Raw genomic sequence first — 25199 nt, forward strand, 5'->3', positions numbered from 1 at the left:
ATTTTTCAGTTATAAAGATGATAAATACACTAAATTCTGATTATCGGAATTAGCACCCACGGTTTCCAAATTGGTATTGTAGGTGGCAATACAGTCATCAATCATCGTTTGTTTCTCCGTTTTTGAAACGGCTATTTTCTCACCGATAAAAGTGATCCAGCCCTGTACATATTCCGAAGCATACAATTTGTAATCTTTGGTTGGAATAATTACTCCGTCGATAATATTCTGAAGTTCTTCTATTCTTCCTCGTGTTTTAATGGTGGTTTCTTTTATCGTTCCGATACTGGCAAGGATTTCTTCAATTTCTTTTTTTAGAATATTAATCTTTTCCTGAAAGAATTCAACTTTTTTCTGTCTGATTTCCTGTTCGTTTTTAATCTTATCTTTTTCACGATGTTCTTTCATGACAAAATCAAAAACCAGCCCCCAGATAATGTATACAATAAATCCGGCAAAAATAATTCCCCAAAACTGAATTTTGGTAAAAGCAATCTTAAGATCAAAAGGTGGAGAATTAAAGGTTCTGTTTAATTCATATAATTTTGATTCAATTTCGTAGGCTAAAATGCAATCAAAAATAAATGTTACGATAAATAATAATCCAAGCTTGATATAGTTTGCTCTCGTTTTATTCTCCCAGAACATATGAATCAAATAACCTAATCCAAGAAACACAAACGGAATAAGGGTAACAAAAGCTCCTTCAATAACTCCTTCGTTCCATGCCTTACTGAAAGCCTGTGCATCTAAAACACTCTGGATAATCGTACTTTTTGCATCAAAACTTTTAAAAAAGGCCGAATAAGAAGTTGAGATATAGAATGTTCCTAAATATAAGGTGATAGGAATCAAAAGAAAAAATCCGATCCAGAATTTTGCAGAAGCACCTCTTGTCGCTTTTATATTATATTTTTCCGGGTTTCTGGGAAGATCAAGAATTTCAGCCTTTAAATTTTCAATAGTATGTTGGTAATTTTTGATTTCTGAGTCTTTAGTTTTTAATTGTTCCTCTTTGGTCTCCTGTGAAACGAATAAAGCTTTGATTTCAGTTTCCCGGTTTTTCTGTTCGTTTATATAGGATTCTTTCAGGTTTTTCTGCTTTTCAACCATTTCTTTTTCTTCATTCTGAAATTTTGAATAAACAGCATCGAGACAGATGGATAGAGTAGAATGGTTTCCGTTGGTTCTTGAACTGTCTCTGTAGCCTGTTTCATGATAGGTCCTTTTTCGGGTTTCTTCCAGAGATTCATCGTTCGGATTGTTGTTGTTTTTAGATAATGGTTCCGGTGTTGGTTCTATCGGAACGGATTTGAGTTTGAATAAATTTTTTATGCTGGTAGTGTCCATGATGGATTAGTTTTTTAATTCATATAAAATTTCACTTTTGTTCTTTCCGATTCTTACGGCTTGAATGAGATAATCTACAATTGCCGTTGCATTTTCTTCCAAAAAACCAAACATCAGAACGTATTTTCGCATGGCAGAATATTCATTTGGGGAAACAATTCCGTCTGCCCAGATCATAACTGTGAGATCATACAGATAATCTATTTTTTCTTCAATAGATTGGGGAACTAATGATTTAAAATTGATTGGATTTAAAAGAATTTCATCTAAATTTTTTGATGAAATTCCTCTTTCTTCAGCACATTTGTAAAGCATTTTCAATTCTAATGCACTGAAATCGTCATCACAGATTGCCATTTGATACAGTCTTAAAAAATGAGCTTTTAGATTTTCCGTTATATGATTGTTTTCCATGGTGGTATTATTCTTTTGTTTTTTCAGGATTAATGATCCTGTCTCTTGAAACAGTCCTTTGGTGAATGGGTATTGAAGGTTCTGAGGTTTCTTCGGTAATTTCTTCTTCCTTTTTCTGTTCTTTTCTTTCTATGAAACTGATCAATAGGAACAGAATTCCGGTTATGATATCAATGGGAATCCAAATGTTTTTCCAATACAGATAAATAGGGAAAACGGGATTAAAGAGAATGAAAATAACCAGAAAAATTATACTGAAATAATGCTGTTTAGAACTCAACGTATTGTATAGGACCAGTAGAGCTCCAATGGAAATAAGAATTCTGAGGAAAGTATAATATTCTATGGGAAGTCTGAAAATACCGATGAAACAGCATAACGCACAGAAGGTGAGAAATGGTTTCATGATGATGCTGTTTAAAATCCTGTGTTAAAATTATATTTACAATTGAATTGGTTTTCTGACATAAAAATAAGTACGAAGAAATCAAAAAATGCAACTAATGCAGGAATGAAAGTCCAGCAGAATACCAGATAAAGTATTCCCCTACCATTTTGACCTAAGTAAAATCTGTGAATGCCTAATCCTCCCAGGAAAAAAGCAAGTAATGCGGCGGTAGATTTTGATTTCATAATTTAAACTCTTGATAAAATTTCGTTCTTTTTTGTTTCAAACTCTTCAGGAGAAATGATTCCGTTTTCCTTTAGGTCTTTTAACTTCTGCAATAAGGCAAAAGGATCTTCATTTTCTATTAACAATGGTTTTTTTTCCTCCTGAAATTGTTGTGGTTGTGTGATAATAGGAGTAGCATTGTTCACCGTAACTCCTCCTGCTGAAGCTCTCAAAGTTTCAAGATTTTTTTCTCTTCTTACACCACGCATTCTTTCTTCTACTTCCTGTGCAAACTGGTATAGTTTTCTGGCTTGGTTTTTAGGCAAATAATCCATCATATTGGTAAAGCTGTTTGTTGTTCTCATGATGAATGTAGCACCAACAATCCCTTCTTTGATGTGGCAATCGGCTATATCTACCCAGTTGTAGTCCTGAAAATCCATGGATAAGCCAAAGTTTTTCGGTCTGCAGAAAATGATTCTTCTGTTCGTTAGGGCAATACAATCGGGAGATAAATTAATTACAGGTTTTTTTTGAACAGCTATATATTCCACAGTTTCTTGTGAGGTTAGAAGGCTGTTGATTCTTCCTAAAAGCTTTTCAACAGCTTGAGGATCCTGTTCTTCATTTAAAAAATTCTTTAAGTTCATATTATTTTGTTTTGATTATTTTACATCTTTATAATAAACATATCCTTGTTTTCCATTTGATTTAACTTGTACTTTGTACCACGAGCCTTCTTTGGAAAGTTGAATCAGTTTGGCTTTTTTAGGCACTGTTGTTATTATTTTAGATTTTAAGGATGGCTTCTCATAAATATTTGTGGCTTCTATCCCTGCAATGTATCTGTTGTTGGAATTAATATTAACATTAACCTCATCAATAAAAACTTTTGGTGGTTTACTGGGTTTTGCTTTTTGGGATTTATAAGAATCAGAAGGCTTGTATTTTTCAGATTCACCTCTTTTACTGGATCTGCCTGATGAAGAACTTCTTCCTGAAGAGCCTCCTCCACAAACCCCACACGTTCCACCACCACTGCAATGCCCGCATCTTGAGCAATTGGAACATGCAGTGCAATAAGCAGAACCTGTACATCTTCCACCATGGCCTGCTATGCTGTCATTGGCTTTAAAACAAGAATTTAAAAGAAATAAGCTGAAGGTCAGTATCAGTATAATGAAAGGGATTAATTTTTTCATGACTATTAGTTTTATGAATAGTTTTCCAGAGTCTTATGAAGCTGATCTCTATAATTGTAGATCTCATCCAGAGTATTTAGTAAAACCTTTTCTCCGGCTTCTTTTCCGTTATGAAATGTTTCTAAATATTTGTTCGCTGTATTAAAGTGCAGCCTGCAAATTGGTTTTCTGTTGTTATCATCCAACAAAACTCCGAAATATGAAAGTGTATCCCTGTAAGCAATTCTGGAAGATGCAATTTTCTCTCTCAGAATTGCTTTTACAATTTGAAATCCTTCCAATTCTTCTTCCGTTGTTACAATTTTGGAATCGTTATTCTCATCAATGGGTTGTGATGTTTTCACATCGTCTTCTCTTTTTTCTATTTGTTCATTGATGCTCAATGCAGATTTTAACCGGAAGCTGATGGATTCGTTAATAGAAGTCGTTAAAGCTTTTTTAGCATATTCTTTGAAAGAAATCATTCTGTTGGCTGTTAAAGGCTTTTCAAAGAAACGGTTCACCAGAAGTTTTACCAGTTCGTCAGATGGGTTTTCGATTTCTTTTTCGAATTCTTTTCTGATGGCTTTGATGTATTTTAATGCTTCTGCAGAATCAAGAATATTCTCCAAATTATAATCTTTCTTGGTGAAATTTTCAAGAATTTTGATGGAACTGTCTTTCAGATCTTCAATATTGATGGTAAAAAACGGTTTTTCATCCATAATATTAGGTTTTTCCAGATCTGTATAAAAGTTATATACGATACCATTGGTCAAAACTCCGAATCTCGTTTTCGAAACATGATAATACCTGTGAAGCTGTGAATTATGGGCATCTGCGCTTTCTTTCCAATGTTTACATTCGATAATGAAGATGGGTTCATCATTATTTTTGATAACATAATCCACTTTTTCTCCTTTTTTCGTTCCAATGTCACAAACATGTTCGGGAACAACTTCCGTAGGGTTGAAGATATCATAACCAAGGATTTGTATGAAAGGCATTACGAAAGCATTTTTTGTAGCTTCTTCCGTTCCTATCTGTTCCTTCAGTTCAATTACTTTCTGATGCAATTGATCCAGTTTAATTTTAAGATCCATCGTATTATTTTTTTAAAGTTTCATCAACGATTTCTGCTGTTGGAGCATTTAATTTTACGGAAGCAATACCGTTTTCCAGTCCTGATTTTGAACTGTACATTTGGCTGTTCCCAATAATTTCACCGTTTCTTGCTTTTAACACGAAATAATCTTTTCCGTTTTTCGCTACTCTTCTTTCGTATCTTGAAAGATCCTGTGAATTAACTTTTACAGATTCGATTCCTTTTTGACAAGATGCTTTCTGAACATATCCCTCGCTTGTTAAAATAATTTCGCCATTTCCCGCCTTCAGATTAAACTGATATTCGTTGTTGCCTCTTTGTGTGATGATGAATTTTCCCATGATTATTGTTTTAACTTGTGTGACATTCGTTAGAACACGTTTTGCAGCCATTTGCTTTCGAATAATCCCTTTTTGCTTCTCTTACTGCATCTTTACAAGACGAAAACTGACCTAAATATTTTCTGTTATCAATGCTCGGTAGATATATACAGTTTTCATGATGTACTTCATGATCTCCATTTGCCTGAGCTTTTTTGTTTACATAGTACTTTTTCATAATAAAAATTGTTTATTGTTTTAACAGTCCAAAAATATGAGCATTAAATTCTGGTTGATTACGGAAAACCGTAAAATGGGCAAAAAATAAAAAACCTTTCAAAAAATTTGAAAGGCTGTAAGCGAAATTAATTGTGATTTTATATAATTCCTATGTCCTTGCAGAAGGCTACCAGCTGCTCGTTGCTGTTTATTTGGAGATCCTCTTTCAGGCTGTTTAATCTTTTTTCCACACTGCTGAGACTAGCCGGTTTAATATTTCTGTCTTCAAGATGTATAGGGATATTTTTCTGTAATACTCCTTTAGAAAGGAGGGAGACAAGGGTGATGTCAAACGTAGAAAACTCATAGCTATTGAACTTTTTCATATCCTGCTTCAGATCAAAAGATAAATATTCTTCACCAATGTATACTGAGGTAATTGATTTTTTTAAGTCTTTTGAATCGTTTCTGGCTTTACGAACATAACCGTTAATTTGATAATCTGAAAAAAGATTTTCTATAATCCCTGTTTTATGTTCTGCCGAAAACACGATGATTTTTAAATCGGGCTGTATCTCTTTTGCTTTTCTGATGAGTTCTTTTCCGTCTTTGAGATTTTGTTCATGATGATCTTCTTCATAATAAAGATCTGTAATCAATAAGTCATAAGGATGTTCTTCCCGTAAAGCTTTCTGGATTTTACCTATGGCATCATCACAATAAAAAACATAATCAATGTTGGGGATGACAAGATCCTCAAGGGTTTTCTGAACGGAAATATTGATGCTTTCATGGTCTTCGGCTATTAGAACTTTTTTGAACATGGTTATACGATTTAATTTAAAAAAAATAGGTTAAGACCTCAAAAGTATAGTCATTTATTTTTTTACCATTACGGTTTCACGTAAAAAGAAAAAATAAATATTTCAACAGATATAATCAGATGATGCCAATATCTTTACAGATTACGATCATCTCAATATTGTTTTTTGCGCTAAGACTGTCACGAAGCTCACTCAATCTTTTTTCAATAGATCGGATGCCGTAAGGCGTCATCCGATGCTCTTTCAGATAGGTACTTATTTCACTTTGTTTGTGTCCTTTGGCAAGCAGCTCAATTAATTTCATATCATATACGTCAAACTCAGAAGAAATATGGCGCATCGTATTCAGAACCTCCTGGGGAATTACAGTCTCTCCGTTAAAAATTTTGCGTATTGTGCTTTTCAGGTCTTGTCCGTCACGCCTTGCCTTGCTTACAAATCCGTCCACCTGATATGTTTTATACAGATCATCAATTGTTTTGGCTTTCTTTTCTACAGAAAATACAACTGTTTTTAATCCAGGCTGAACCTTTTTTGCCTCGAAAATAAGTTCCTGCCCGGAACGAAGCTGCTGAGGAATATGATCTTTTTCAAACGACAGATCTGCAATAAGAAGATCGTAAGGACTTTTCTTTTCTAAAGCTGATTTTATCCTGCCTAAAGCTTCATCACAATACATTACATAATCAAAATCAGGGATATTTAATTCTTTTATCGTATTCAGGATTCCCTGGTTCATTATTTCCTGATCTTCAACGATTAAAACTTTTTTGAACATGGTTATAGGATTAGGAAGCTGGAAATGAAAGATTTACTTTCAGTCCTTTTTCAATTTTTGTTTCAAAAGTAATGGTTCCGTTAATTGTTTCTATGCGGGATGCCGTATTACGCAACCCGTTTTTATAAATAAGGTCTCCGGAAATTCCTATTCCATTGTCTTTGTACTGAATATCAACCCTATTGTTTATTTTTTCAAACTTAACGGCTACATGGCTGGCATGGCTGTGCTTTTTCATATTCACCATCAATTCGCGAATCATTTGATAAACTTCCTCTTTAACGGTAGCGGAAACGGGATCCCAAATTGCAGGACTGTTCCCTGCTGTAAAGGTTTTTACCGTTTCATTATTGAAGGAAGCAATGAGTTCTGAAATTACTTTGCTGAACTCTTTTTCTTCACCAATTTTATCATAGGAAATATCCCTTGATTTTTCATACACAAATTCCAGTTCATCAAGTGCTTTATCCCGGTCAAAATCTTCCTGGTTTTCAATCTTTGTCATCACCTGGTAAATGCCGTTGGCAACTACATCATGAACCTTTTTAGACATCTTAAGCTGAGTGTTTTTTATTTCGATTTCTTTTTCTTGTTTTAATTTTAATTGTCTCCTTCTGTAACCAATTACAATAAATATAATTGCAACAATTAATATAACCACTCCAATTAAAAGTTTTAAAATACTATTATCCTTTTCTACATTTTCTCTTTTGAATTTTTCAGAATCATATCTTTCTAAAGCAAATTGACTTTTAGACTTATTTCTGGCTGTTTCTAAGCTATCCTTCAGATTTTGATATTGCTTGAAGGCTGTTTTTATATTTTCAGGTTTTTCTAATTGTATTATTTTTTGGAGGGCTTCTAATTTATCATCAGGGCTTTTGTTAATTATGGCAGTCTGGAACATTTTCTTTGCATAGAAGAGAGCTTTTATGGGATCGCGATTCTCAAAGTATTCAGTTAAGTGAGAAAAACTGGCATTTAGTCCATCTGTATCTTTTATGTTTTCTCGTATGTGTAAGGCTTTGTTCAGTTCATATTCGGCATTATATTTAGGATTTTGTTGAAATTTTGCAAAGGCAAGGTTATCATAAACTTTAGCGAAAATGATAGAGCCTTTATCGATATTAGAAGAAGATAAGATACTGTTGTAAATATTAATTGCTTTATCGTAATCTCTCAAATATACATATGAAACAGCCATATTGTTAAGAAGAGTAAACCGCTCAACGGAATCTTGAGCATATATTGAAGCCTGATTGTAAATTTCTGCTGCTCTTTTATAATCTTTAAGTTTTTGACAAGAAATGCCAAGATTATTGTAATTGGAAGCAAGGTCTCGTGAATCCTTTTTTTTATCTAAGAATTTGATGGCCGATAGAGCTGTTTCTTGTGCTCCATAATAATCTCCAGCATCACACTGTATGATTCCCATCAGGACTAAACAATTTCCGGCATAAGAAAGATATCCTTTTTGAATAAAGTCATCTTTTGCCTTATTTAAATATTTAAATGCACTGTCTTTTTTTGATGCCTCTAAATAATCATACCCTTTATCGTAATTTATTCGATCGGCTACTGAAGGCTTCTTTCTTGAGCAAGAAAGTAGAAGAGATAAGATTAATAGAAGAGTTATATGAGCTTTCAATGGTTTTTTTTCAAATTTAATAAAAAAAGCGAAAGATAATTCTTCCGCTTTCTTTGTTATTTTCTTGGAGGTATTATTTGTCCTGTTTCTCCTCCTGTATCACTTTCTCCTGTACCCCCAGTCTCACCTGTACCCCCAGATTCTCCCTGAGATTGTGTCGTTACAGTTGTTGGGTTATTATCATTGGCTGTTGTTGCGTTGGCAGTATTGTTTGAGAATGCTAAACCGAATAGCATCAATATAATTTCGATCATTTTTCAAAAAATTTATTGTTAAAGCATTCGTATTCTTCCCTGCGAAGCAGATCGCAGATAGTGTTATACGGTTAAAAAAATTGAAGCGCTTCTAAATTTTTTGGGAAGTGAACCTTCAAAAACGGAGGAGAAACATCTGCTTCCCAACCCGGAGTTTTCCTCCGTTTTATCTGGTGATTTTGAAATCAGTTTTGTAAATTTGTTTTTGTAATGTTTTGTATCTCACTGATCTCTGTAGCAAAGGTGCGACAAAACATGGCGCAGGTGTTAGACACGTTTCGGACATCTGTAGACACGAAATGGACAGCGGAGGCTTTATGGGAATCCGTAATGTGGTATGATAGATAATCGCCTATTTTGTAAAGACAGAAAAAACGAGATATGTCCAAGAAAAAACTGCTAATTCATGAGGTATTTGAGAAGGCAAGAAAAGACTTCCCTGCTGAAAACACTAAAAATGGTTGGTGTAAAGAACTTGTTGACCATTTTGAAAAAAAGTTGAATTTTATAATTAACGAGAAGACATTTGTTCGGTATTATGATGCTTGCATACGGGATAGTAGTGAACCCAATATAAAGGACATAAAAATTCTGAATAAGCTTAGCGAGTATGTAGGCTATGTAGACTTTGCTCATTTTTCCAATACATTTATTAAGAAAGAGGAAAAAGAAAAGTCAACTACAGTGAAAATAGATGTTGACGATAATGAGGAGTTGTTTGGAAAAGGTATTAGAATTATTATTACTCAGTATTTTAATCTACCTGAATTCATAAAGAAAAATGGATTAGGCATTACAGGTATAATTCTTATAGGAAGTGTTTTATTAGGAAATTATAAGTTGCCCAAAGGAAATGATAAAATTCAGAGTGGTCTTGGCTTTTTCGGGGCTATGACAGTAGATAAAGATTGCATGTTTTGGGATAAAAGTGAATATAAGCTTGCCAATTGTGAAGACAAAAATCCTTTGCTTAATCTTATTCCTAAAGACACTGTTCAGATAAAGTATTTTAAAAGAATTACCAGAAAAGATACTCTTACAGTAGGAAATGCAATGGGGAAAACCTGGTATTCCAAGTTTAACGGAAATGTTGAGTTTTTTACGATGGATGGAGTAGATCCTGATACAGGAAGAGAATTGAGGTCTTCCACGCCTTATATTATTGGGAAATATGCCGGGCCATCGTTTCATAAAGAAGTTCCCGCATATTAATAAAAAAAGCGAAGATTTCTCTCCGCTTTGTATTACTCTGCATCCAGCATTCCCAATTCTCCAAAGTGTTTTTTAAACTTCTGGATTTTAGGGCCTACTACTGCGCTGCAGTAAGGCTGTGTTGGGTTTTCGTTATAATATCCCTGATGGTACTGTTCTGCAGGCCAGAATTTGTCGAATTTCGTTAATTCCGTTACATAAGTTCCTGTCCATCTTCCTGAATCCTGAGATACTTTGATGGCTTTTTCGGCCTTTGCTTTCTCTGCATCATCTTTATAGTAGATAACAGAGCGGTATTGGGTTCCGATGTCGTTCCCCTGTCTGTTTAATTGAGTAGGATCATGAAGGAAGAAAAATACATCCATCAGCTGTTCGTAAGAAATAACAGCAGGATCGTAAGTGATCTGTACTACTTCTGCATGTCCCGTCTCTCCAGTGCAAACCTCCTGATACGTCGGGTTATCTTTATGTCCACCAGAATATCCTGAAATAGCAGATTGTACTCCTTTCAGCATATTGAAACAGCTTTCCACACACCAGAAACATCCGCCTCCGAAAGTAATCTGTTCTAAATTATTGTTATCCATTTTTGGTAATTATATTGTTTTATGAACTTTTCCAGATCCGGAAAAAGCTGATCAAAAATATGAAAAACTTTTTCATTTGAACATGCTTTTACGTCTTAAACTTAAATTGCAATGATAGATGTAGCAAATGATTTTAAACACGAATAACACGAATGCTTTTCACAAATAACACAAGGAAAATAAGGATGCAATTTCTTGCATTTAATTACCACAAAGTATTTTAAAGCGGTTAGTATTAGCAATGTCATGCTGAGCTTAGTCGAAGCATTTTGATTTTAAACACGAATAACACGAATGTTTTTCACGAATAACACAAGGAAAATAATGATGCAATTTCTTGCATTTAATTACCACAAAGTATTTTAAAGCGGTTAGTATTAGCAATGTCATGCTGAGCTTAGTCGAAGCATTTTGATTTTAAACACGAATAACACGAATGCTTTTCACAAATAACACAAGGAAAATAAGGATGCAATTTCTTGCATTTAATTACCACAAAGTATTTTAAAGCAGTTAGTATTAGCAATGTCATGCTGAGCTTAGTCGAAGCATTTTGATTTTAAACACGAATAACACGAATGCTTTTCACAAATAACACAAGGAAAATAATGATGCAATTTCTTGTATTTAATTACCACAAAGTATTTTAAAGCGGTTAGTATTAGCAATGTCATGCTGAGCTTAGTCGAAGCATTTTAATATTAAACACAAATAACACGAATGTTTTTCACGAATAACACAAGGAAAATAAGGATGCAATTTCTTGCATTTAATTACCACAAAGTATTTTAAAGCGGTTAGTATTAGCAATGTCATGCTGAGCTTAGTCGAAGCATTTTAATTTTAAACACGAATGCTTTTCACGAATAACACAAGGAAAATAAAACGCAATCATCTGTGAAAATCTGCGCAATCTGTGGTCAAAAAACAAAAGCACCCTAAAAAAGGTGCTCTATATTATTTAAAAGGCTTTCAGTTATTTTTCCCAAACCAAAGCACTCGCTCCAAGAATAGCAGCATCAGCTTCGTCAAGCTCACTGAATACGAGCTTTACTTTATTTCTGAAGATTGGAAGAAGGTTTCTTTCCATATGAAGTTTAGCAGGCTTTAAAATAAAATCTCCTGCTTTAATTACTCCTCCGAACAGAAGAATAGCTTCAGGCGAAGAGAACATTACAAAATTGGCTAATGCTTCTCCCAGTTTCTGACCTGTATATCTGAAAACTTCAATCGCAATAGGATCTTCCTTGATAGCACATTCATATACTGTTTTAGAATTGATCTCGTCTTCAGGGTATTGGTTCAGCATTGATTCCGGGAATTCCGCTCTCATTTTCTTTGCTGTGATGGTGATTCCCGTAGCAGATGCATAGGCTTCAAGACTTCCTTCAGAACCTGTACTCCAGTGTTTTCTACCGCCCGGCTTTACAATGGTATGGCCCAGTTCTCCGGCAAACCCGTCATGTCCGTAGATTAAGCTCCCATTAGCGATAATTCCACTGCCTACACCTGTTCCAAGGGTAATCATAATGAAATCTTTCATTCCTCTTGCAGCTCCGAAAAGCATCTCTCCCAGTGCAGCAGCATTGGCATCATTGGTCACGGTACAAGGCAGATTGAATTTTGCCGTCATTAACTCAGTGAAAGGAATAACACCTTTCCATGGAAGATTAGGGGCAAGTTCTATAGTTCCTTTGTAATAGTTGGCGTTCGGTGCGCCTACTCCGATTCCGTCAAAGTGTGCTTCAGTACCATATTTTTCCATCATTGGGTGAACATGTTCATATAAAGCATCGATGAAATCTTCCACTTTGTCATAGGCATCAGTTTTCAGATTTCCTTTATCCAGAACTTCACCACGGTGATTTACAATTCCGAATTTAGTATTGGTTCCGCCGATGTCAACTCCAAGGGCAACTTGTTTTGATAAATCTATTAATGACATTTCTATTATTAAATTCTAAGGGCTAAAATTATAAAAAAGATTGTATTAATGGATTATTAACTGGGTTTTATTTAATACTTTAAGTTGTTTTTATTGTTTTTTTCTTTTTTCTTCCCCACCAGATCATAAATCCGGTAACCGGAAGAGAAGCGCAGATAATGCTTACGATAAAAGCAATGATCTTGGTAGGAAGCCCCAGAATGGCACCTACGTGAATATCATAATTGGCGTTTACTACCTTTTCTCCGAAGTTTTTGTCTTTTGGATCATGAGTATGCAGCAATTCTCCAGAGTTTTCATCAAAGATTAAGCTGCTGCTTTTATGGTAAGAATAAGAAAGGTGTTTTACATACACCTCAAAGTTGGGATGCTCGTGATCATCCATATGGGGATGTCCTAAGTCTATGGCAAAACCATAGGAATCCGGATATTTTGTTTCTACTGTATTGATGATTTTATCCAGTGTTCCTTCTGTTCTTAATTCGATAGGTGCCTTTGTTTTAATATGTGAGAAGTCAGGATATTTTGTTTCTCCACCGGAAAAGATCACGTAAATCATCGCCTGTACTACAAAAAAAGCATAGAAAAGACCTGTAATTGAGAAGATTAAAGCAAAAATCGACGCGTAAAATCCTAAGACATTATGGAGGTCGTAGTTCTTTCGTTTCCAGCCTTTGATATTTTTCCATTTGAAGGCAAATCGCTGTTTTCTTGCTGCTTTGTTCTTTGGCCACCAGAGGATAATCCCCGAGATCAGCATAATGATAAAAATGATAACAGGAATTCCTACTACATAAGTTCCCCAGTCCTGTTTCAAAAGGTAGCTCCAGTGGATCATTTTTACAATGTTGAAGAAGCCGTTTTTTTCATCATAAACTCTTAATACTTTTCCGGTGTAAGGGTTTACATAAGCCTGTTTATAGATGGGGAATTCATCAAAGTAGTTCCAGGCATCCGTATTGTGTTCATACCAGAAGAACATATAGGACATCTTTTTGTCAATAGGAACATTTACCCAGTGGATAGGATATTTTTCTTTTACCTGTTCCGCAACAGCTTTTTCCATCACTCTGATAGGAAGCACCTTTTTCTGCTCAATATTTTGCTCGTGGTGGTAGATGACATCTTTTCGGGTAATGTTTTCCACTTCATCCTTAAAAACGTACAATGCTCCGGTAACAGAGATAATAAAAATCAGAAATCCTATTCCCAATCCAAACCAAAGGTGCAGTTTAGCGGACCATTTTTTGATAAAGCCCGGTTTCTTTTTATGATGATGGTTTTTCTTCATATAACAGTAAAAGTAAAGCAAAGGTATGTTTTTACTTTTTATTTAGATTAATTAAAATTTGTATTCGATCATGAATGTTCCCCTCAATCCAAGAGCATTCGTGAAGTCACTGTCTCTTGATGTCCACCATGAGATAGCAGGTTGATACACTTTATTGAAAAGGTTTTCAATACCTAATGACAATCTCCAGTTGTTGCTGACTTCATAACTTGATTTGAAGTTAAAGACAGTATATTCCGGTACATATCCTTCACCATAAGCATACAATCCCGTTTTTGCATTAGGCTCGAATCTGTTTTGCTGGAAAGAGTGAAGCATATCAAGACCAACAGATAGAGCAGGGATAGGTCTGGCCTGAACATATGCCAATACTTTAGGGGCAGAAATTCTGCTGTTGTTGATTTTTGTTGAATAATCACCGTCGTCTTTTATAGAGGTAATTCCTTCCATCCAGCTATAGCTTCCACCAAACTGAATCCATTTTGCAGGGGTAAAGTGTAAAAATCCTTCTACTCCGTATACAATCTCGGGAGATCTCTGAATCATTAATGCTCTGTCCGGACTCTGCACAAATGATGCTCCCAGTTTAGATGTACTCACATAAGAGGTTAATTCATAGTTCAGCCAGCCGGAAAGTTGCCCTGTTGCCCCCAATTCGTAGTTGTTTACGATGATGGGTTTTGTTTCCAGGTTTTTGATAGTTTCAGAGGTTGAGGTTCTTAAAATTCTTCCTAATTCATTAATAGAGTAGGCCTGAGAGAAGCTTCCAAAGAGGTTGATATAAGGCTCAATATTATAGCGGATACCAATATTTCCTACCACTGCATTGTAGTTCAGTTTTCCACCTGCAACAGGAATACTTTTCGTGAAAGTTCCGTCACTTTTAAGAGTGGAAAGCGTATTGAAATCGTCAACGTTTACTTTGATGTTCTCGTAACGGAGTCCTCCTTTAAGGGTTAATTTTTTAAACAGATCGATTTTTGCCAATACAAAAGGCGCAATATTGGTCATATTCATATTGGGCGTCCAGAAACGTCCGTCTTCCAGCTTTTGTACGGTTTCATCATTCAGAATATCAGCTCCATAGATAATTTCACCCTGAGAATTGGCTGAATTCCAAAGCTGGGTGTCAAAATTGAACCTTGCCCCTGCCTTTTTTGAGATCACGTTAGACTGTCCTCCATTGAAAAATGTGTCACTGTATCCGTAAACGGTTTTGAAATCCTGATAATAAAGGTTGATATTCAAAGAAGTTCCTGCAAAAATGTTCTTATTGTCATAGCTTACTCTGATGTTGTGGTTTTTTGGAGTTCCCTGAGGCGTCGTTTCCAACCCTTTTCCAATTCCTTCACCAATGGTTGGCGTGATACCGTATTTACCTGTTTTTAGTCCCACATTCAAATCTGATCTTGAAGAATAACCAATATAAGACACTTCAATTCTCTGATTTTCGTTGATGTCATAACCTATTTTCAAAAGTCCGTTGTAGTTGTCCATCTTCGCAATGCTATAGGTAGGGCTTATTAAAACTCCGTCTCCGTCTTTTGTATATCCTGTTCTTTCATAGGCTAATGAAAGGGTATAATCAAACTTGTTGATCTTTCCGGATAAAAGCTGACTGGCTCTTACTCCTAAAGTTCCTCCATAAGGCTGTCCTGTAAGCCCGATCTGTGAAATTCCGGAGATTTTTTTATCTGTTTTGCTTCTTTTTGTAATATAATTGATGATCCCTCCGTCTGCTCCGTTACCATAAATGGAAGAAGCTCCTTTGATTACCTCTATTCTTTCGATCGCTGAAGGATCAATGGTTCTTAAATCTCTTGCTCCGTTACGAAGTGGGGTAGACTGTGGAATTCCATCAATCAGCACCAAAACCTGGCGTCCTCTCAAGGTCTGTCCGGTGTTGGAAGTCTGTCCGGAATTGGTTCCTAAACTGGGAACGGTATACTGCAGGATGCTTGTAATATCTGAGTTAACGGTCAGCTGAGACTGAATCTGTTTTTCTCCTACCACTGTGATGGAGCTGGGAACTTCTTTTATGCTTTCCTTTTTTCTGGAAGCAGTCATTATAACCTCGTCAACATTTTGAGTTTGTAAACTATCTTTTACCTGGGCAAAAACGGTAGCAGTTCCTAAACAGGCAGCTGATAAAAGCACTTTTTTCATTATATTTTCTTTCCTTTTTTCTTTCTTTTTCCCCACCAAACCAGAAATCCGGTTACAGGGAGAGATGTACACGTGAGGCCGGCCATAAACCAGATGATCTTTCCAATGATTCCAAAGTAGGAGCCGGTATGGATATCATAATTGGCGTTGGAATATTTCTCGGCAGTATGGAGTTTGTGATGAGGTTTGTTGGCCAGTAGTTTTCCGGAGTATTTGTCGAATGTCAGAATATTTCTTTCGCTGTACCTTCCATCCAGTCCGTAAACTGTTACCGGAAGGGTTTTCAGTTCTTTTCCTTTTTTATTCTTTCCGTTTAGATTAATTCTGAAGCTGGATGATTTTGCGTACAGTTTTTCAGTTTGTGCCGCAGCCAGATCAAAAACAGCTTCATTCTTTGCCATCAGAGAATCCGGGGATTTTTTTTCTTTTTCTTTAGGAAGTTCCCATGAGCCGGATAATGCAAACGTAAAAGTGTTTTTTACGTAAGGATAAGCAAAATAAAGTCCCGTAATGCTCATAAGCAGCGCGATAAATGATGCATAAAATCCCAGTATATTGTGAAGATCATAATTTTTCCGCTTCCAGTTTTTTACATTTTCCCAATTGAACCAAAAACGACCTTTTCTGGCATTTTTATTTTTAGGCCACCATAAAATGATTCCTGTGATGAGCATGATAACGAAAATAACGGTTGGGATTCCTACAGTATACGGTCCCCATTCAGAGTTAAGCAAAAGTCCCCAGTGGATATATTTTAAAATATTGAATACATCATACTTTTCATCATAAACCGCCAGGATATGTCCGGTATACTGATTGACATAAACCTGCTTGTTGATGCGTACCTGCTGAAAATAGTTCCATCCCTTTTTGCTTTTTTCATAGTATTCAAACTGGTAGGATTTGGTTTTATCCAAAGGAATTTCTACAGCGCTTACAGGATATTTTTCATTAAGTTCCAGTGATACTTTTTCACGAAGCAGATTAATAGATAAAGGCTTTTTTCCGATATCCTCTTTTTTCAGGTAAATGGCTTCTTTACGTAAGCTATTCTGTATTTCATCCTTAAAAACATATAAAGTCCCTGAAAGAGAGACTATAAACACAATGATTCCAACAGATAAACCCAGCCACAAGTGAAGCTTTGCAGACCATTTTTTTGTTGAAGAAACCTTCTTTTTATGATGATGCTTTTTTCTCATAACAAAAAGTTAACCCCAAGAGGGGCTAACCTTTATTTTTTAAAATTTATATCCTATTGATACTCTCCAGTTACGCGGAGCATTGTAGATCCATGCATATTCACCGCCATCTCCTCTGTATCCGCTGTAAAGCTTTCTGTTAAGAACATTATTCAGCATAAAGTTAACATCGAATTTTTTAGCAACATAAGAAACCCCGAAGTTGGTATCAAAATAATCCGGTAAACTTTGATCTTTTGTGGCACTCACCCCAAACCAGGACTGTCTTCCCCCCTGATACTGATAACCGGCTGAAATCCCGAACCCTTTCATAAGACCATTTTCAAATCTATAGTTTACCCAGGTATTCTGTACATTTTTCGCATTCCCCGGAGACTGAATTCCAATTCTTGTAGGATCTGTGTCTTTGATGGTCTTTGCATCTGTATAAGCATAGTTGATGATAATGTTCAACCCTTTGATGATTTCCCCTTTGATATCAGTTTCAAAACCTCTTGCTCTCTGCTCACCTGTAGCAACCTGAAAAGGCTGTCCTTCATTTTGTTCTTTAGGTCCCGCAACAAGAATATTTTGTCTTCTGATTTCGTATACAGCAAAAGTAGAGTTCCATTTTCCGCCGAACCAGTCTTTTTTTAGTCCGAATTCAATATTCTGTCCTCTGAAAGGATATGTAATTTTGGTTTTGTTAATTCCTGTTCCGGATTGTGGTACGAAGGTTTTATCATAGATACCATAAGCTGAGAAGTTTTCATTAATAGAATAACTTATTCCTACTCTTGGTGTAAATTCTCCTGCTTCATCCGGCACGATAGGGGTTCCTGGGCTAAGGTTTGGATATGCGGAATAGGTTTTACCGCTTGTATATCTTCCTGCTAATGTTAATCTCAATTTATTATTGAACATTTCAATCTGATCCTGAGCGTAATAAGAAGTATATTTTACGCCCTGATCATTATAAAACGGAGCAGAAGTGTTTAATGTATAAAAGTTAGAAGATGGAAGTTTTGAAGGGTCTACCCCATAATTTACATTATAAATATTAATAGGGAATGGTCCTCCGGTAAAAGATGAAAAGTCAGCATTGTATTTTCTGTCTCCGTAATCAAATCCTGCGATTATTTTATGGACAATGTTTCCTGTAGTAAGCTTTCCTCTCACATAGGTCTGGAAGATGTGGTTTTTTCCTTTCGCCTGCCAGTTGCTTAGCGTTCTGTTGAAAACATTTTTATTGGCAGGGTCAAAAGTTCCCCACCATGATCCTCCGTCATAATCCAGGTCCATATAAGCATATTGTGTGCTCCAGACCCAGTCTTTGAAAAGCTTTTGATCTAAACTTAAGAATAAACTCTGATCTTTTACTTCAGTTTTCTTGAAGTTCGGATCATTAAAGTTGGTATGTACATTCAGTGAAGCGTATCCGTCATTAGACATCAGATAAGCTCCCGGCTGATTAAATTTTAAATACTGATAATTGTACTGAGCCTTAAACGTAGTAGTTTTTGTAGGTCTGAAGGTAATGGAAGGAGCAATAATAATTTTGCTTGTTTTATCATTTTCCACCCATGAATTATTAGAACTTCCCATTAAATTAATACGGTAATCTAAAACACCGTCTTTTACAATAACACCGTCAAGATCTGCTTCTCCTCTGAAAAGGTTATAACTTCCTGTTGTGAAGCGCACACTGTTGGCAAATTTCCCTGTTGGCTTTTTAGTGACCACATTATAGAACCCGGCAGGATCTCCCATAGAACCCATAAATCCGGCAGGACCTTTTACAAACTCTATTCTGTCAATTACAGATGCATCAGGGTTAATTGGTCCCCAGGTTGAAGATACATTCATTCCGTTCATAAAGGTAGCAATACTGGCACCTCTCATAAATACATTGGAATATACATTATCCCAATGCTCTACCTTTCTTGCTCCGCTTACGTTGCGGACAATTCCTTCAGACATATTTAGAGTCATCTGATCAGCAAGAACCTGAGAGCTTATAGACTGTACATTCTGCGGAAGTTCAAGAATAGGTGTCTGAATTCTTAGTGAACCGGAAACCTCATTCAGTTTGTACTTCTGATAATATCTTCCGTTAACAACTACTTCTTCAATATCATTGGATTTGATGGTGTCTTTTTTTTGCGCAGAAACCAGCATTGTTCCCAGTGCGGAAGCACAGATCAGTACATTTTTCATGAAAGTCAAATTTTCTGCAAATATATTATTTTTAACTGTTCTAAATAAATAATAAGATTGATATTTATCATAAAATTATTATATACTGAATAACAAAAACCCGCTCTGGCCAATGGCAGAGCGGGTTTTGTATAATATTATTAAATTTTTCTTAGGCAGGGATTTCTCCTTTGTATAAGAAAGAAATAATTTCTTTGTTTAATTTGTCGATCATTTCACTGAATAAGTGGAAAGACTCCTGCTTATAAATTACAAGTGGATCTTTCTGCTCGTAAACAGCTCCCTGTGATGATCTTCTTAAGTCGTCCATCTCACGAAGGTGAAGCTTCCAGTTTTCATCGATAATCGATAAAGTGATATTCTTTTCAAAATCGTTCACTAAACTTTCACATTGAGTATCATATGCTTCCTTAAGATCAGCTACAATAGTCATTGTTTTGTGTCCGTCTGTAAAAGGAACCTGAATCATTTTGAACATTGAACCCTGATTTTGGTATACATTCTCAATGATTGGGAATGATTTTTCCTTCAATAGGTTCAGCTTCATTCTGTAGTCTTCCTGAGCTGCTTTGAATAAGATATTCGTCAGATCCTGAATGTTTTTATTATTAAAATCACTTTGAGAAACCGGAGATTCCATCGTGAATGTTTTAATAATTTCATATTCAAAATCTTTATAACTTCCTGAAGCTTTTCCTTTCACAACGATAGAATTAGCAACATCGAAAATCATATTGGTGATATCATACTTCAGGTGATCTCCGAATAGAGCATTCTTTCTTCTCTTGTAAATTACGTCACGTTGTTTGTTCATTACGTCATCGTACTCAAGAAGTCTCTTTCTTGTTCCGAAGTTGTTTTCTTCCACTTTCTTCTGAGCTCTTTCAATAGACTTGCTGATCATAGAATGCTGAATTACTTCTCCCTCTTTATGACCCATTCTGTCCATCATTTTAGCAATTCTTTCAGAACCGAACAAACGCATCAGGTTATCTTCAAGAGATACATAGAACTGAGAACTTCCCGGATCTCCCTGACGTCCCGCTCTACCTCTCAACTGTCTGTCAACACGTCTAGAGTCGTGTCTTTCTGTTCCGATGATGGCTAAACCTCCTGCATCTTTTACTTCTTTAGAAAGCTTAATGTCGGTACCACGACCTGCCATGTTGGTTGCAATCGTTACAACTCCCGGCTGTCCTGCTCCAGCTACAATTTCCGCTTCTTTTTTGTGAAGCTTCGCGTTCAATACCTGATGTGGAATCTTTCTTAACTGAAGGGCTTTTGAAAGCAGCTGAGAAATTTCAACGGAAGTAGTTCCTACAAGTACAGGTCTTTTCTGTGCCGTTAATTTTTCAATTTCTTCAATTACCGCATTATATTTTTCTCTATTGGTTTTGAAAACCAAATCTTGTTTGTCATGTCTCAAAATAGGACGGTTGGTAGGAATTACCACAACGTCTAATTTATAGATTTCCCAAAGCTCTCCAGCTTCGGTTTCAGCAGTACCTGTCATCCCCGCAAGCTTGTTATACATACGGAAATAGTTCTGAAGCGTAATCGTTGCAAAAGTTTGAGTCGCAGCCTCAATCTTTACATTCTCCTTTGCTTCAATTGCCTGGTGAAGACCGTCAGAATAACGACGTCCCTCCATGATACGACCTGTCTGCTCATCAACGATTTTAACTTCACCATCAATTACTACATACTCATCATCTTTTTCAAATAATGTGTAAGCTTTCAATAGCTGGCTCATGGTGTGAACACGCTCAGATTTTTCAGCAAAATCAGAGAAAAGTCTTTCTTTTGCCTCAAACTCTTCTTCTTTGGATAAGTTTTTAGCTTCTAATTCCGCAATCTCAGTTCCGATATCCGGAAGTACAAAGAAATTGGCATCAGAGTTACCTTGAGACATGTATTCAACACCTTTGTCCGTAAGGTCTACCTGATTGTTTTTCTCCTCAATTACGAAGTAAAGATCTTTATCTACAATCGGCATATCACGGTTGTTATCCTGCATATACTGCGCTTCAACTTTCTGAAGCAATGCTCTGTTTCCGCTTTCCGATAAGAATTTGATTAATTGTCTGTTTTTGGGAAGACCTCTGTATGCCTGAAGTAACTTGAATCCACCTTCTTTTGTATTTCCTGCAGCAATTAATTTTTTCGCTTCATTGAAAATAGCAGAAACCGTTTTCTTTTGTACTTCAACAATTCTGTCGATAGAAGGCTTAAGAACGTCAAACTCCTGTCTGTCTCCCTGAGGAACCGGACCTGAAATGATCAATGGTGTTCTTGCATCATCTACCAATACAGAGTCAACTTCATCCACGATTGCAAAGTTCAGTTCTCTTTGTACCAGTTCTGAAGGTGAGGTCACCATGTTGTCTCTCAGATAATCGAAACCGAATTCGTTGTTGGTTCCATATGTAATATCTGAGTTGTATGCTTTTCTTCTTCCGTCAGAGTTCGGCTGGTGGTTATCGATACAATCGATAGACATACCATGGAACTGGTAAAGAGGTCCCATCCATGCGGAGTCTCTTTTCGCAAGATAGTCGTTCACGGTTACCACGTGTACACCTCTTTCCGGAAGTGAATTTAAGTAAATAGGTAATGTTCCTACCAAAGTTTTACCTTCACCGGTTGCCATCTCGGCAATTTTACCACTGTGAAGAATAACCCCTCCGATAAACTGAACATCATAGTGGACCATATCCCAGACTACTGGAGTTCCGGCAGCGTCCCATGAGTTTTTCCAAACAGCTGTGTCTCCCTGAATACTAACGAAATCTTTTCCTGCAGCAGCAAGTTCTCTATCCCAGTCACTAGCTGTTACACGGATTTCTCCATTCTGAGCCCATCTTCTAGCCGTTTCTTTGATCAATGCAAAAGCTTCGGGAAGAATCTGAACCAGAACTTTTTCTTCAATGTCGTATGATTCTTTCTTTAGAGCCTCAATTTTTGTGAAAAGAGCTTCTTTTTCATCAACGTTGGTTGAATTTTTTATCTGCTCTTTTATCTGTTCTATTTGAGCGGTAATCTTGCTGGTTGCAGATTTTATATTCTCTTTAAACTCAGCAGTTTTTTGTCTCAACCCATCATCCGACAATTGTTGGATGTTAGGTTCTACAGCTCTGATTTTTGTTACAACTTTTTTTACTTCTTTTAGGTCCTGCGCTTTTTTGTCTCCCAAAAACCCTTTAAGAACTTTGTTTAAAAAACTCATAAATTTTTTGCTTTATGCTTAATGCAAAATGCTTTAAGCGTTTTAAATAACACTTATCGTGTAAATTAATATATAAAAAGGGCAAAAAAGCTCTAAGCAAGCAGCCTAAAGCTTATCGCTTTATTAATATTCGTCCTCGTTCCAAAGGAAATCCTCGTCAGTAGGATAGTCACTCCATACCTCTTCGATAGATTCATAAATCTCTCCTTCGTCTTCAATGGCCTGAAGGTTTTCTACTACTTCCATAGGTGCACCAGTTCTGATTGCGTAGTCGATAAGCTCTGCTTTTGTCATTGGCCAAGGTGCGTCACTTAAATATGAAGCTAATTCTAATGTCCAGTACATAATTTTCTAATTTTTTGCAAAAGTATAAAAATAGGTTGTATAATAAACTTTTTTATACTTGATTTTCAATTCTTTTTATAATTTTTTCTTATAAATGGCTGTCACAAACTGGCTGGCAGCTGTGTCAGCAATTTACTTAATGTCGTTTTCTCAAAAACCATTCCACAAATTTTTTTATGCCATTTTGGAAGTTGGTGACCGGTTTATACCCTATTAAGTCCTTTGCCTTTGTAATATCGGCATTTGTTTTTGTGACATCTCCCGGCTGCATTGGCAGAATTTTTTTGCTGGCAGTTTTTCCCAGTGCTTTTTCAATAGTGGCAACCATCTCTGATAAAGTGATTACCTGATTTTCTCCTAGATTAAGAATTTCATAAACTCCGGAATGTTGCTCCAGATAATGAATAGACTTGGTAATGCCATCAATAATATCATCTATATAAGTATAGTCTCTGGCTGTATTTCCGTCGCCATAGAAAGGGATCTCCTGATTCTCCGAAATAAGCTTTGTAAATTTGTGTATCGCCAGATCCGGTCTTTGTCTTGGTCCATACACCGTAAAAAACCTAAGCTGGATAATATCTATATGGTATAGGTTATGGTAAACATGTCCTATAACCTCTCCGCTTTTCTTAGTTGCGGCATAAGGTGAGATAGGGTTGTCTACATTGTCTGTTTCTGCAAAGGGAATTTTTTCATTGTTTCCATAAACACTTGAAGAAGATGCACAGATAAATTTTTTAATATTGAAATCCTTACACAGTTCCCAAAGATTCATAGTACCGCGTACATTCACTTCTTCGTACTCCAGAGGGCGTTCAATAGAAGGCCGTACACCGGCAAGTGCTGCCAGATGAATTACCATATCAATAGGATGATTCTTAAAGATGTTTTCAAGATCTTTTTTATTACGTATATCCTGCCAATAGAGGGAATATTGGTCAGAATGGGCGAGGGATGCCAAACGCGGAATGTCCGTCTCTTTATCCGAGAATTCAAAATCCGAATTTTTACCGATTGACTCCAAAGTATTTTTAATTTTTACCTGATAGTCATAGAAATTATCAAAATTGTCAATGTTTATGACAGAATGTCCATTTCTTAATAATTTCTCTATGAGATGGGAACCAATAAAGCCGCTTCCTCCGGTTACAAGATAATTCATTTGTTGATTTTAATTGACAAATTTATTAATAAAACTTGAATGACGTTTTTATACTTTTGTCAGAAAATATAAATCAATGATAAATCTTCAAAAGCTATTTGTACTTCCCAAGGAAGAAGATGAAGAATTTACATTTGGCGAGATAGAAGAAGGCATTTATTTCCGCGGTCATAATCTTTGGCTTTTGGTAATTTCCATGGGTATTGCCTGTATCGGCTTAAATGTTAACAGCCCGGCTGCGGTAATTGGTGCAATGCTTATTTCGCCATTGATGGGACCTGTTGTTGGAATTGCATTTGGGTTTTCTATAGGAAACAGGAGGCTTATAAAGCTTGGTGTTTTTAACTGGCTTTTGATGATGGTAGTGGCCATTTGTTCTTCCACATTATATTTTCTGATTTCTCCTTTTCATTCAGAAACTTCACAGCTTGAAAGCTTTAAAACGGCAACCATTTTTGACTGTTTTTTGGCGCTGCTTGGAGGATTTGCATGGTTCCTGGGGATCGTAAGGAAAGAAGCAATCAAAGTTATCGCAGGGGTTGCCGTTTCTACAGCATGTATACCTCCTTTGTGTACAGCAGGATTTGGTATTGCCAATGGAAACTGGGAATACTTTTGGGGAGGCTTTTATTTTTATCTTATCAATTGTTTTTTTATAGCGGTGGGAACCTGGGTATTGAGTCTCTTGTTAGGATATCAGAAGTATTACAGAGAAAAAAACAGCAATAATCGTAAAGTTTCTGTATGGATCAGCTTAGTTTCCGTTATTATTTTGATTCCAAGTATACTGCTTACCAAAAAGAAGTGGGAGAACGAAGCATTAAAAGAAAGGTCAGAAAAATATATCAGAAATATTAAGGAAAGCCATCCTGAGCTGGCTATTATTAATTATGAGTCGTTTAAAGAAAAATCACAGAATTTTTTAAAGATCACCCTTTTGAATGACAGTGTTACCATTAGTAAAAAAAGACTGGATGAACATAATGAATTAGTAAAAGATATTCATCTGATATGGCAGTATTCGCCTCAGTCAAAAAATATAAATAATCCGGAATTGCAAAAACTTCAAAGCCAGATAACTGCTCTAAAAAAGGAACTGGATCATATTAAATTGCAAAAAAAGATCAAATAAAATTTCTATATTTACTTATACTTAAA

24 protein-coding genes are annotated in these 25199 nt (G+C 36.0%); 2 read left to right on the forward strand and 22 right to left on the reverse strand.

Annotation, left to right across the window (positions count from 1 at the left end):
- Window positions 1–9 precede the first annotated feature (9 nt).
- The 13 genes from BW946_RS05960 to BW946_RS06020 all read right to left on the reverse strand — a co-directional run bounded on the left by BW946_RS05960 (window position 10) and on the right by BW946_RS06020 (window position 8706).
- Window positions 10–1350 (reverse strand): DUF4200 domain-containing protein, encoded by a 1341-nt coding sequence (locus tag BW946_RS05960; RefSeq protein ID WP_076595280.1) that lies wholly within the window; start codon window positions 1348–1350, stop codon window positions 10–12.
- Window positions 1351–1356: 6 nt separating this feature from the next.
- A complete protein-coding gene (locus tag BW946_RS05965) occupies window positions 1357–1764 on the reverse strand; it encodes a hypothetical protein (protein WP_076595281.1) in 408 nt (135 codons plus the stop codon).
- A gap of 7 nt (window positions 1765–1771) precedes the next feature.
- Window positions 1772–2170 (reverse strand): DUF6804 family protein, encoded by a 399-nt coding sequence (locus BW946_RS05970; RefSeq protein ID WP_076595282.1) that lies wholly within the window; start codon window positions 2168–2170, stop codon window positions 1772–1774.
- Window positions 2171–2181: 11 nt separating this feature from the next.
- A complete protein-coding gene (locus BW946_RS05975) occupies window positions 2182–2397 on the reverse strand; it encodes a TM2 domain-containing protein (protein ID WP_076595283.1) in 216 nt (71 codons plus the stop codon).
- Window positions 2398–2400: 3 nt separating this feature from the next.
- Window positions 2401–3027 (reverse strand): PH domain-containing protein, encoded by a 627-nt coding sequence (locus BW946_RS05980; protein WP_076595284.1) that lies wholly within the window; start codon window positions 3025–3027, stop codon window positions 2401–2403.
- A gap of 15 nt (window positions 3028–3042) precedes the next feature.
- Window positions 3043–3579 carry an SH3 domain-containing protein gene (locus BW946_RS05985; RefSeq protein WP_083688788.1) on the reverse strand — a complete coding sequence of 179 codons (537 nt, stop codon included), beginning with the start codon at window positions 3577–3579 and terminating at the stop codon, window positions 3043–3045.
- Window positions 3580–3590: 11 nt separating this feature from the next.
- Complete coding sequence (locus BW946_RS05990; protein WP_076595285.1) at window positions 3591–4661, reverse strand: type I restriction endonuclease; 1071 nt, start codon at window positions 4659–4661, stop codon at window positions 3591–3593.
- Window positions 4662–4665: 4 nt separating this feature from the next.
- Window positions 4666–5004: a YegP family protein gene (locus BW946_RS05995; protein ID WP_076595286.1), complete on the reverse strand. Its 339-nt coding sequence runs from the start codon at window positions 5002–5004 to the stop codon at window positions 4666–4668.
- A gap of 10 nt (window positions 5005–5014) precedes the next feature.
- Window positions 5015–5221 carry a hypothetical protein gene (locus tag BW946_RS06000; RefSeq protein WP_047426254.1) on the reverse strand — a complete coding sequence of 69 codons (207 nt, stop codon included), beginning with the start codon at window positions 5219–5221 and terminating at the stop codon, window positions 5015–5017.
- 139 nt (window positions 5222–5360) lie between these two features.
- Window positions 5361–6026, reverse strand: coding sequence for a response regulator (locus BW946_RS06005; RefSeq protein ID WP_076595287.1), 666 nt, complete (start codon window positions 6024–6026; stop codon window positions 5361–5363).
- A 115-nt stretch (window positions 6027–6141) separates the two neighbouring features.
- Window positions 6142–6804, reverse strand: coding sequence for a DUF5932 domain-containing protein (locus tag BW946_RS06010; protein ID WP_076595288.1), 663 nt, complete (start codon window positions 6802–6804; stop codon window positions 6142–6144).
- 10 nt (window positions 6805–6814) lie between these two features.
- Complete coding sequence (locus BW946_RS06015; RefSeq protein WP_083688789.1) at window positions 6815–8452, reverse strand: tetratricopeptide repeat-containing sensor histidine kinase; 1638 nt, start codon at window positions 8450–8452, stop codon at window positions 6815–6817.
- A gap of 56 nt (window positions 8453–8508) precedes the next feature.
- Complete coding sequence (locus BW946_RS06020; protein WP_139325970.1) at window positions 8509–8706, reverse strand: hypothetical protein; 198 nt, start codon at window positions 8704–8706, stop codon at window positions 8509–8511.
- Between the two features lie 381 nt (window positions 8707–9087).
- On the opposite strand from BW946_RS06020, the gene BW946_RS06025 reads away from it, so the two are divergent.
- Complete coding sequence (locus tag BW946_RS06025) at window positions 9088–9918, forward strand: hypothetical protein (RefSeq protein ID WP_076595290.1); 831 nt, start codon at window positions 9088–9090, stop codon at window positions 9916–9918.
- A 32-nt stretch (window positions 9919–9950) separates the two neighbouring features.
- Here BW946_RS06025 and msrA read toward each other — a convergent pair whose 3' ends face one another.
- From msrA to BW946_RS06070, 9 genes are all read right to left on the reverse strand, one after another.
- The gene (gene msrA / locus BW946_RS06030; RefSeq protein WP_076595291.1) at window positions 9951–10505 is read right to left on the reverse strand and encodes a peptide-methionine (S)-S-oxide reductase MsrA; all 555 of its coding nucleotides are present in this window, start codon (window positions 10503–10505) and stop codon (window positions 9951–9953) included.
- Between the two features lie 976 nt (window positions 10506–11481).
- Window positions 11482–12450, reverse strand: coding sequence for an ROK family protein (locus BW946_RS06035; protein WP_076595292.1), 969 nt, complete (start codon window positions 12448–12450; stop codon window positions 11482–11484).
- Between the two features lie 79 nt (window positions 12451–12529).
- Complete coding sequence (locus BW946_RS06040; protein WP_076595293.1) at window positions 12530–13741, reverse strand: PepSY-associated TM helix domain-containing protein; 1212 nt, start codon at window positions 13739–13741, stop codon at window positions 12530–12532.
- A gap of 51 nt (window positions 13742–13792) precedes the next feature.
- Window positions 13793–15907, reverse strand: coding sequence for a TonB-dependent receptor (locus BW946_RS06045; RefSeq protein WP_076595319.1), 2115 nt, complete (start codon window positions 15905–15907; stop codon window positions 13793–13795).
- Window positions 15907–17109: a PepSY-associated TM helix domain-containing protein gene (locus BW946_RS06050; RefSeq protein WP_076595294.1), complete on the reverse strand. Its 1203-nt coding sequence runs from the start codon at window positions 17107–17109 to the stop codon at window positions 15907–15909. Before BW946_RS06050 ends, BW946_RS06045 begins: the two co-directional genes overlap by 1 nt.
- 39 nt (window positions 17110–17148) lie before the next feature.
- Window positions 17149–19305 (reverse strand): TonB-dependent siderophore receptor, encoded by a 2157-nt coding sequence (locus BW946_RS06055; RefSeq protein WP_076595295.1) that lies wholly within the window; start codon window positions 19303–19305, stop codon window positions 17149–17151.
- Between the two features lie 151 nt (window positions 19306–19456).
- A complete protein-coding gene (secA, locus tag BW946_RS06060) occupies window positions 19457–22531 on the reverse strand; it encodes a preprotein translocase subunit SecA (protein ID WP_076595296.1) in 3075 nt (1024 codons plus the stop codon).
- 123 nt (window positions 22532–22654) lie between these two features.
- Complete coding sequence (locus BW946_RS06065; RefSeq protein WP_002662059.1) at window positions 22655–22876, reverse strand: DUF2795 domain-containing protein; 222 nt, start codon at window positions 22874–22876, stop codon at window positions 22655–22657.
- Window positions 22877–23012: 136 nt separating this feature from the next.
- Window positions 23013–24041 (reverse strand): GDP-mannose 4,6-dehydratase, encoded by a 1029-nt coding sequence (locus BW946_RS06070; protein ID WP_076595297.1) that lies wholly within the window; start codon window positions 24039–24041, stop codon window positions 23013–23015.
- A gap of 76 nt (window positions 24042–24117) precedes the next feature.
- Here BW946_RS06070 and BW946_RS06075 point away from each other — a divergent pair, with 76 nt between their 5' ends.
- The gene (locus BW946_RS06075) at window positions 24118–25173 is read left to right on the forward strand and encodes a DUF389 domain-containing protein (protein ID WP_076595298.1); all 1056 of its coding nucleotides are present in this window, start codon (window positions 24118–24120) and stop codon (window positions 25171–25173) included.
- The last annotated feature ends 26 nt before the right edge of the window (window positions 25174–25199 follow it).

It is taken from the genome of Chryseobacterium sp. RU33C, from assembly GCF_900156015.1.
Classification (GTDB): domain Bacteria; phylum Bacteroidota; class Bacteroidia; order Flavobacteriales; family Weeksellaceae; genus Chryseobacterium; species Chryseobacterium candidae.

What these genes read in the sequence shown, in the direction of transcription:
- BW946_RS05960 (WP_076595280.1), bottom strand. Translation starts at nt 1,350, where the DNA reads ATGGACACTACCAGCATAAAAAATTTATTCAAACTCAAATCCGTTCCG.
- BW946_RS05965 (WP_076595281.1), bottom strand. Translation starts at nt 1,764, where the DNA reads ATGGAAAACAATCATATAACGGAAAATCTAAAAGCTCATTTTTTAAGA.
- BW946_RS05970 (WP_076595282.1), bottom strand. Translation starts at nt 2,170, where the DNA reads ATGAAACCATTTCTCACCTTCTGTGCGTTATGCTGTTTCATCGGTATT.
- BW946_RS05975 (WP_076595283.1), bottom strand. Translation starts at nt 2,397, where the DNA reads ATGAAATCAAAATCTACCGCCGCATTACTTGCTTTTTTCCTGGGAGGA.
- BW946_RS05980 (WP_076595284.1), bottom strand. Translation starts at nt 3,027, where the DNA reads ATGAACTTAAAGAATTTTTTAAATGAAGAACAGGATCCTCAAGCTGTT.
- BW946_RS05985 (WP_083688788.1), bottom strand. Translation starts at nt 3,579, where the DNA reads ATGAAAAAATTAATCCCTTTCATTATACTGATACTGACCTTCAGCTTA.
- BW946_RS05990 (WP_076595285.1), bottom strand. Translation starts at nt 4,661, where the DNA reads ATGGATCTTAAAATTAAACTGGATCAATTGCATCAGAAAGTAATTGAA.
- BW946_RS05995 (WP_076595286.1), bottom strand. Translation starts at nt 5,004, where the DNA reads ATGGGAAAATTCATCATCACACAAAGAGGCAACAACGAATATCAGTTT.
- BW946_RS06000 (WP_047426254.1), bottom strand. Translation starts at nt 5,221, where the DNA reads ATGAAAAAGTACTATGTAAACAAAAAAGCTCAGGCAAATGGAGATCAT.
- BW946_RS06005 (WP_076595287.1), bottom strand. Translation starts at nt 6,026, where the DNA reads ATGTTCAAAAAAGTTCTAATAGCCGAAGACCATGAAAGCATCAATATT.
- BW946_RS06010 (WP_076595288.1), bottom strand. Translation starts at nt 6,804, where the DNA reads ATGTTCAAAAAAGTTTTAATCGTTGAAGATCAGGAAATAATGAACCAG.
- BW946_RS06020 (WP_139325970.1), bottom strand. Translation starts at nt 8,706, where the DNA reads ATGATCGAAATTATATTGATGCTATTCGGTTTAGCATTCTCAAACAAT.
- BW946_RS06025 (WP_076595290.1), top strand. Translation starts at nt 9,088, where the DNA reads ATGTCCAAGAAAAAACTGCTAATTCATGAGGTATTTGAGAAGGCAAGA.
- msrA (WP_076595291.1), bottom strand. Translation starts at nt 10,505, where the DNA reads ATGGATAACAATAATTTAGAACAGATTACTTTCGGAGGCGGATGTTTC.
- BW946_RS06035 (WP_076595292.1), bottom strand. Translation starts at nt 12,450, where the DNA reads ATGTCATTAATAGATTTATCAAAACAAGTTGCCCTTGGAGTTGACATC.
- BW946_RS06040 (WP_076595293.1), bottom strand. Translation starts at nt 13,741, where the DNA reads ATGAAGAAAAACCATCATCATAAAAAGAAACCGGGCTTTATCAAAAAA.
- BW946_RS06045 (WP_076595319.1), bottom strand. Translation starts at nt 15,907, where the DNA reads ATGAAAAAAGTGCTTTTATCAGCTGCCTGTTTAGGAACTGCTACCGTT.
- BW946_RS06050 (WP_076595294.1), bottom strand. Translation starts at nt 17,109, where the DNA reads ATGAGAAAAAAGCATCATCATAAAAAGAAGGTTTCTTCAACAAAAAAA.
- BW946_RS06055 (WP_076595295.1), bottom strand. Translation starts at nt 19,305, where the DNA reads ATGAAAAATGTACTGATCTGTGCTTCCGCACTGGGAACAATGCTGGTT.
- secA (WP_076595296.1), bottom strand. Translation starts at nt 22,531, where the DNA reads ATGAGTTTTTTAAACAAAGTTCTTAAAGGGTTTTTGGGAGACAAAAAA.
- BW946_RS06065 (WP_002662059.1), bottom strand. Translation starts at nt 22,876, where the DNA reads ATGTACTGGACATTAGAATTAGCTTCATATTTAAGTGACGCACCTTGG.
- BW946_RS06070 (WP_076595297.1), bottom strand. Translation starts at nt 24,041, where the DNA reads ATGAATTATCTTGTAACCGGAGGAAGCGGCTTTATTGGTTCCCATCTC.
- BW946_RS06075 (WP_076595298.1), top strand. Translation starts at nt 24,118, where the DNA reads ATGATAAATCTTCAAAAGCTATTTGTACTTCCCAAGGAAGAAGATGAA.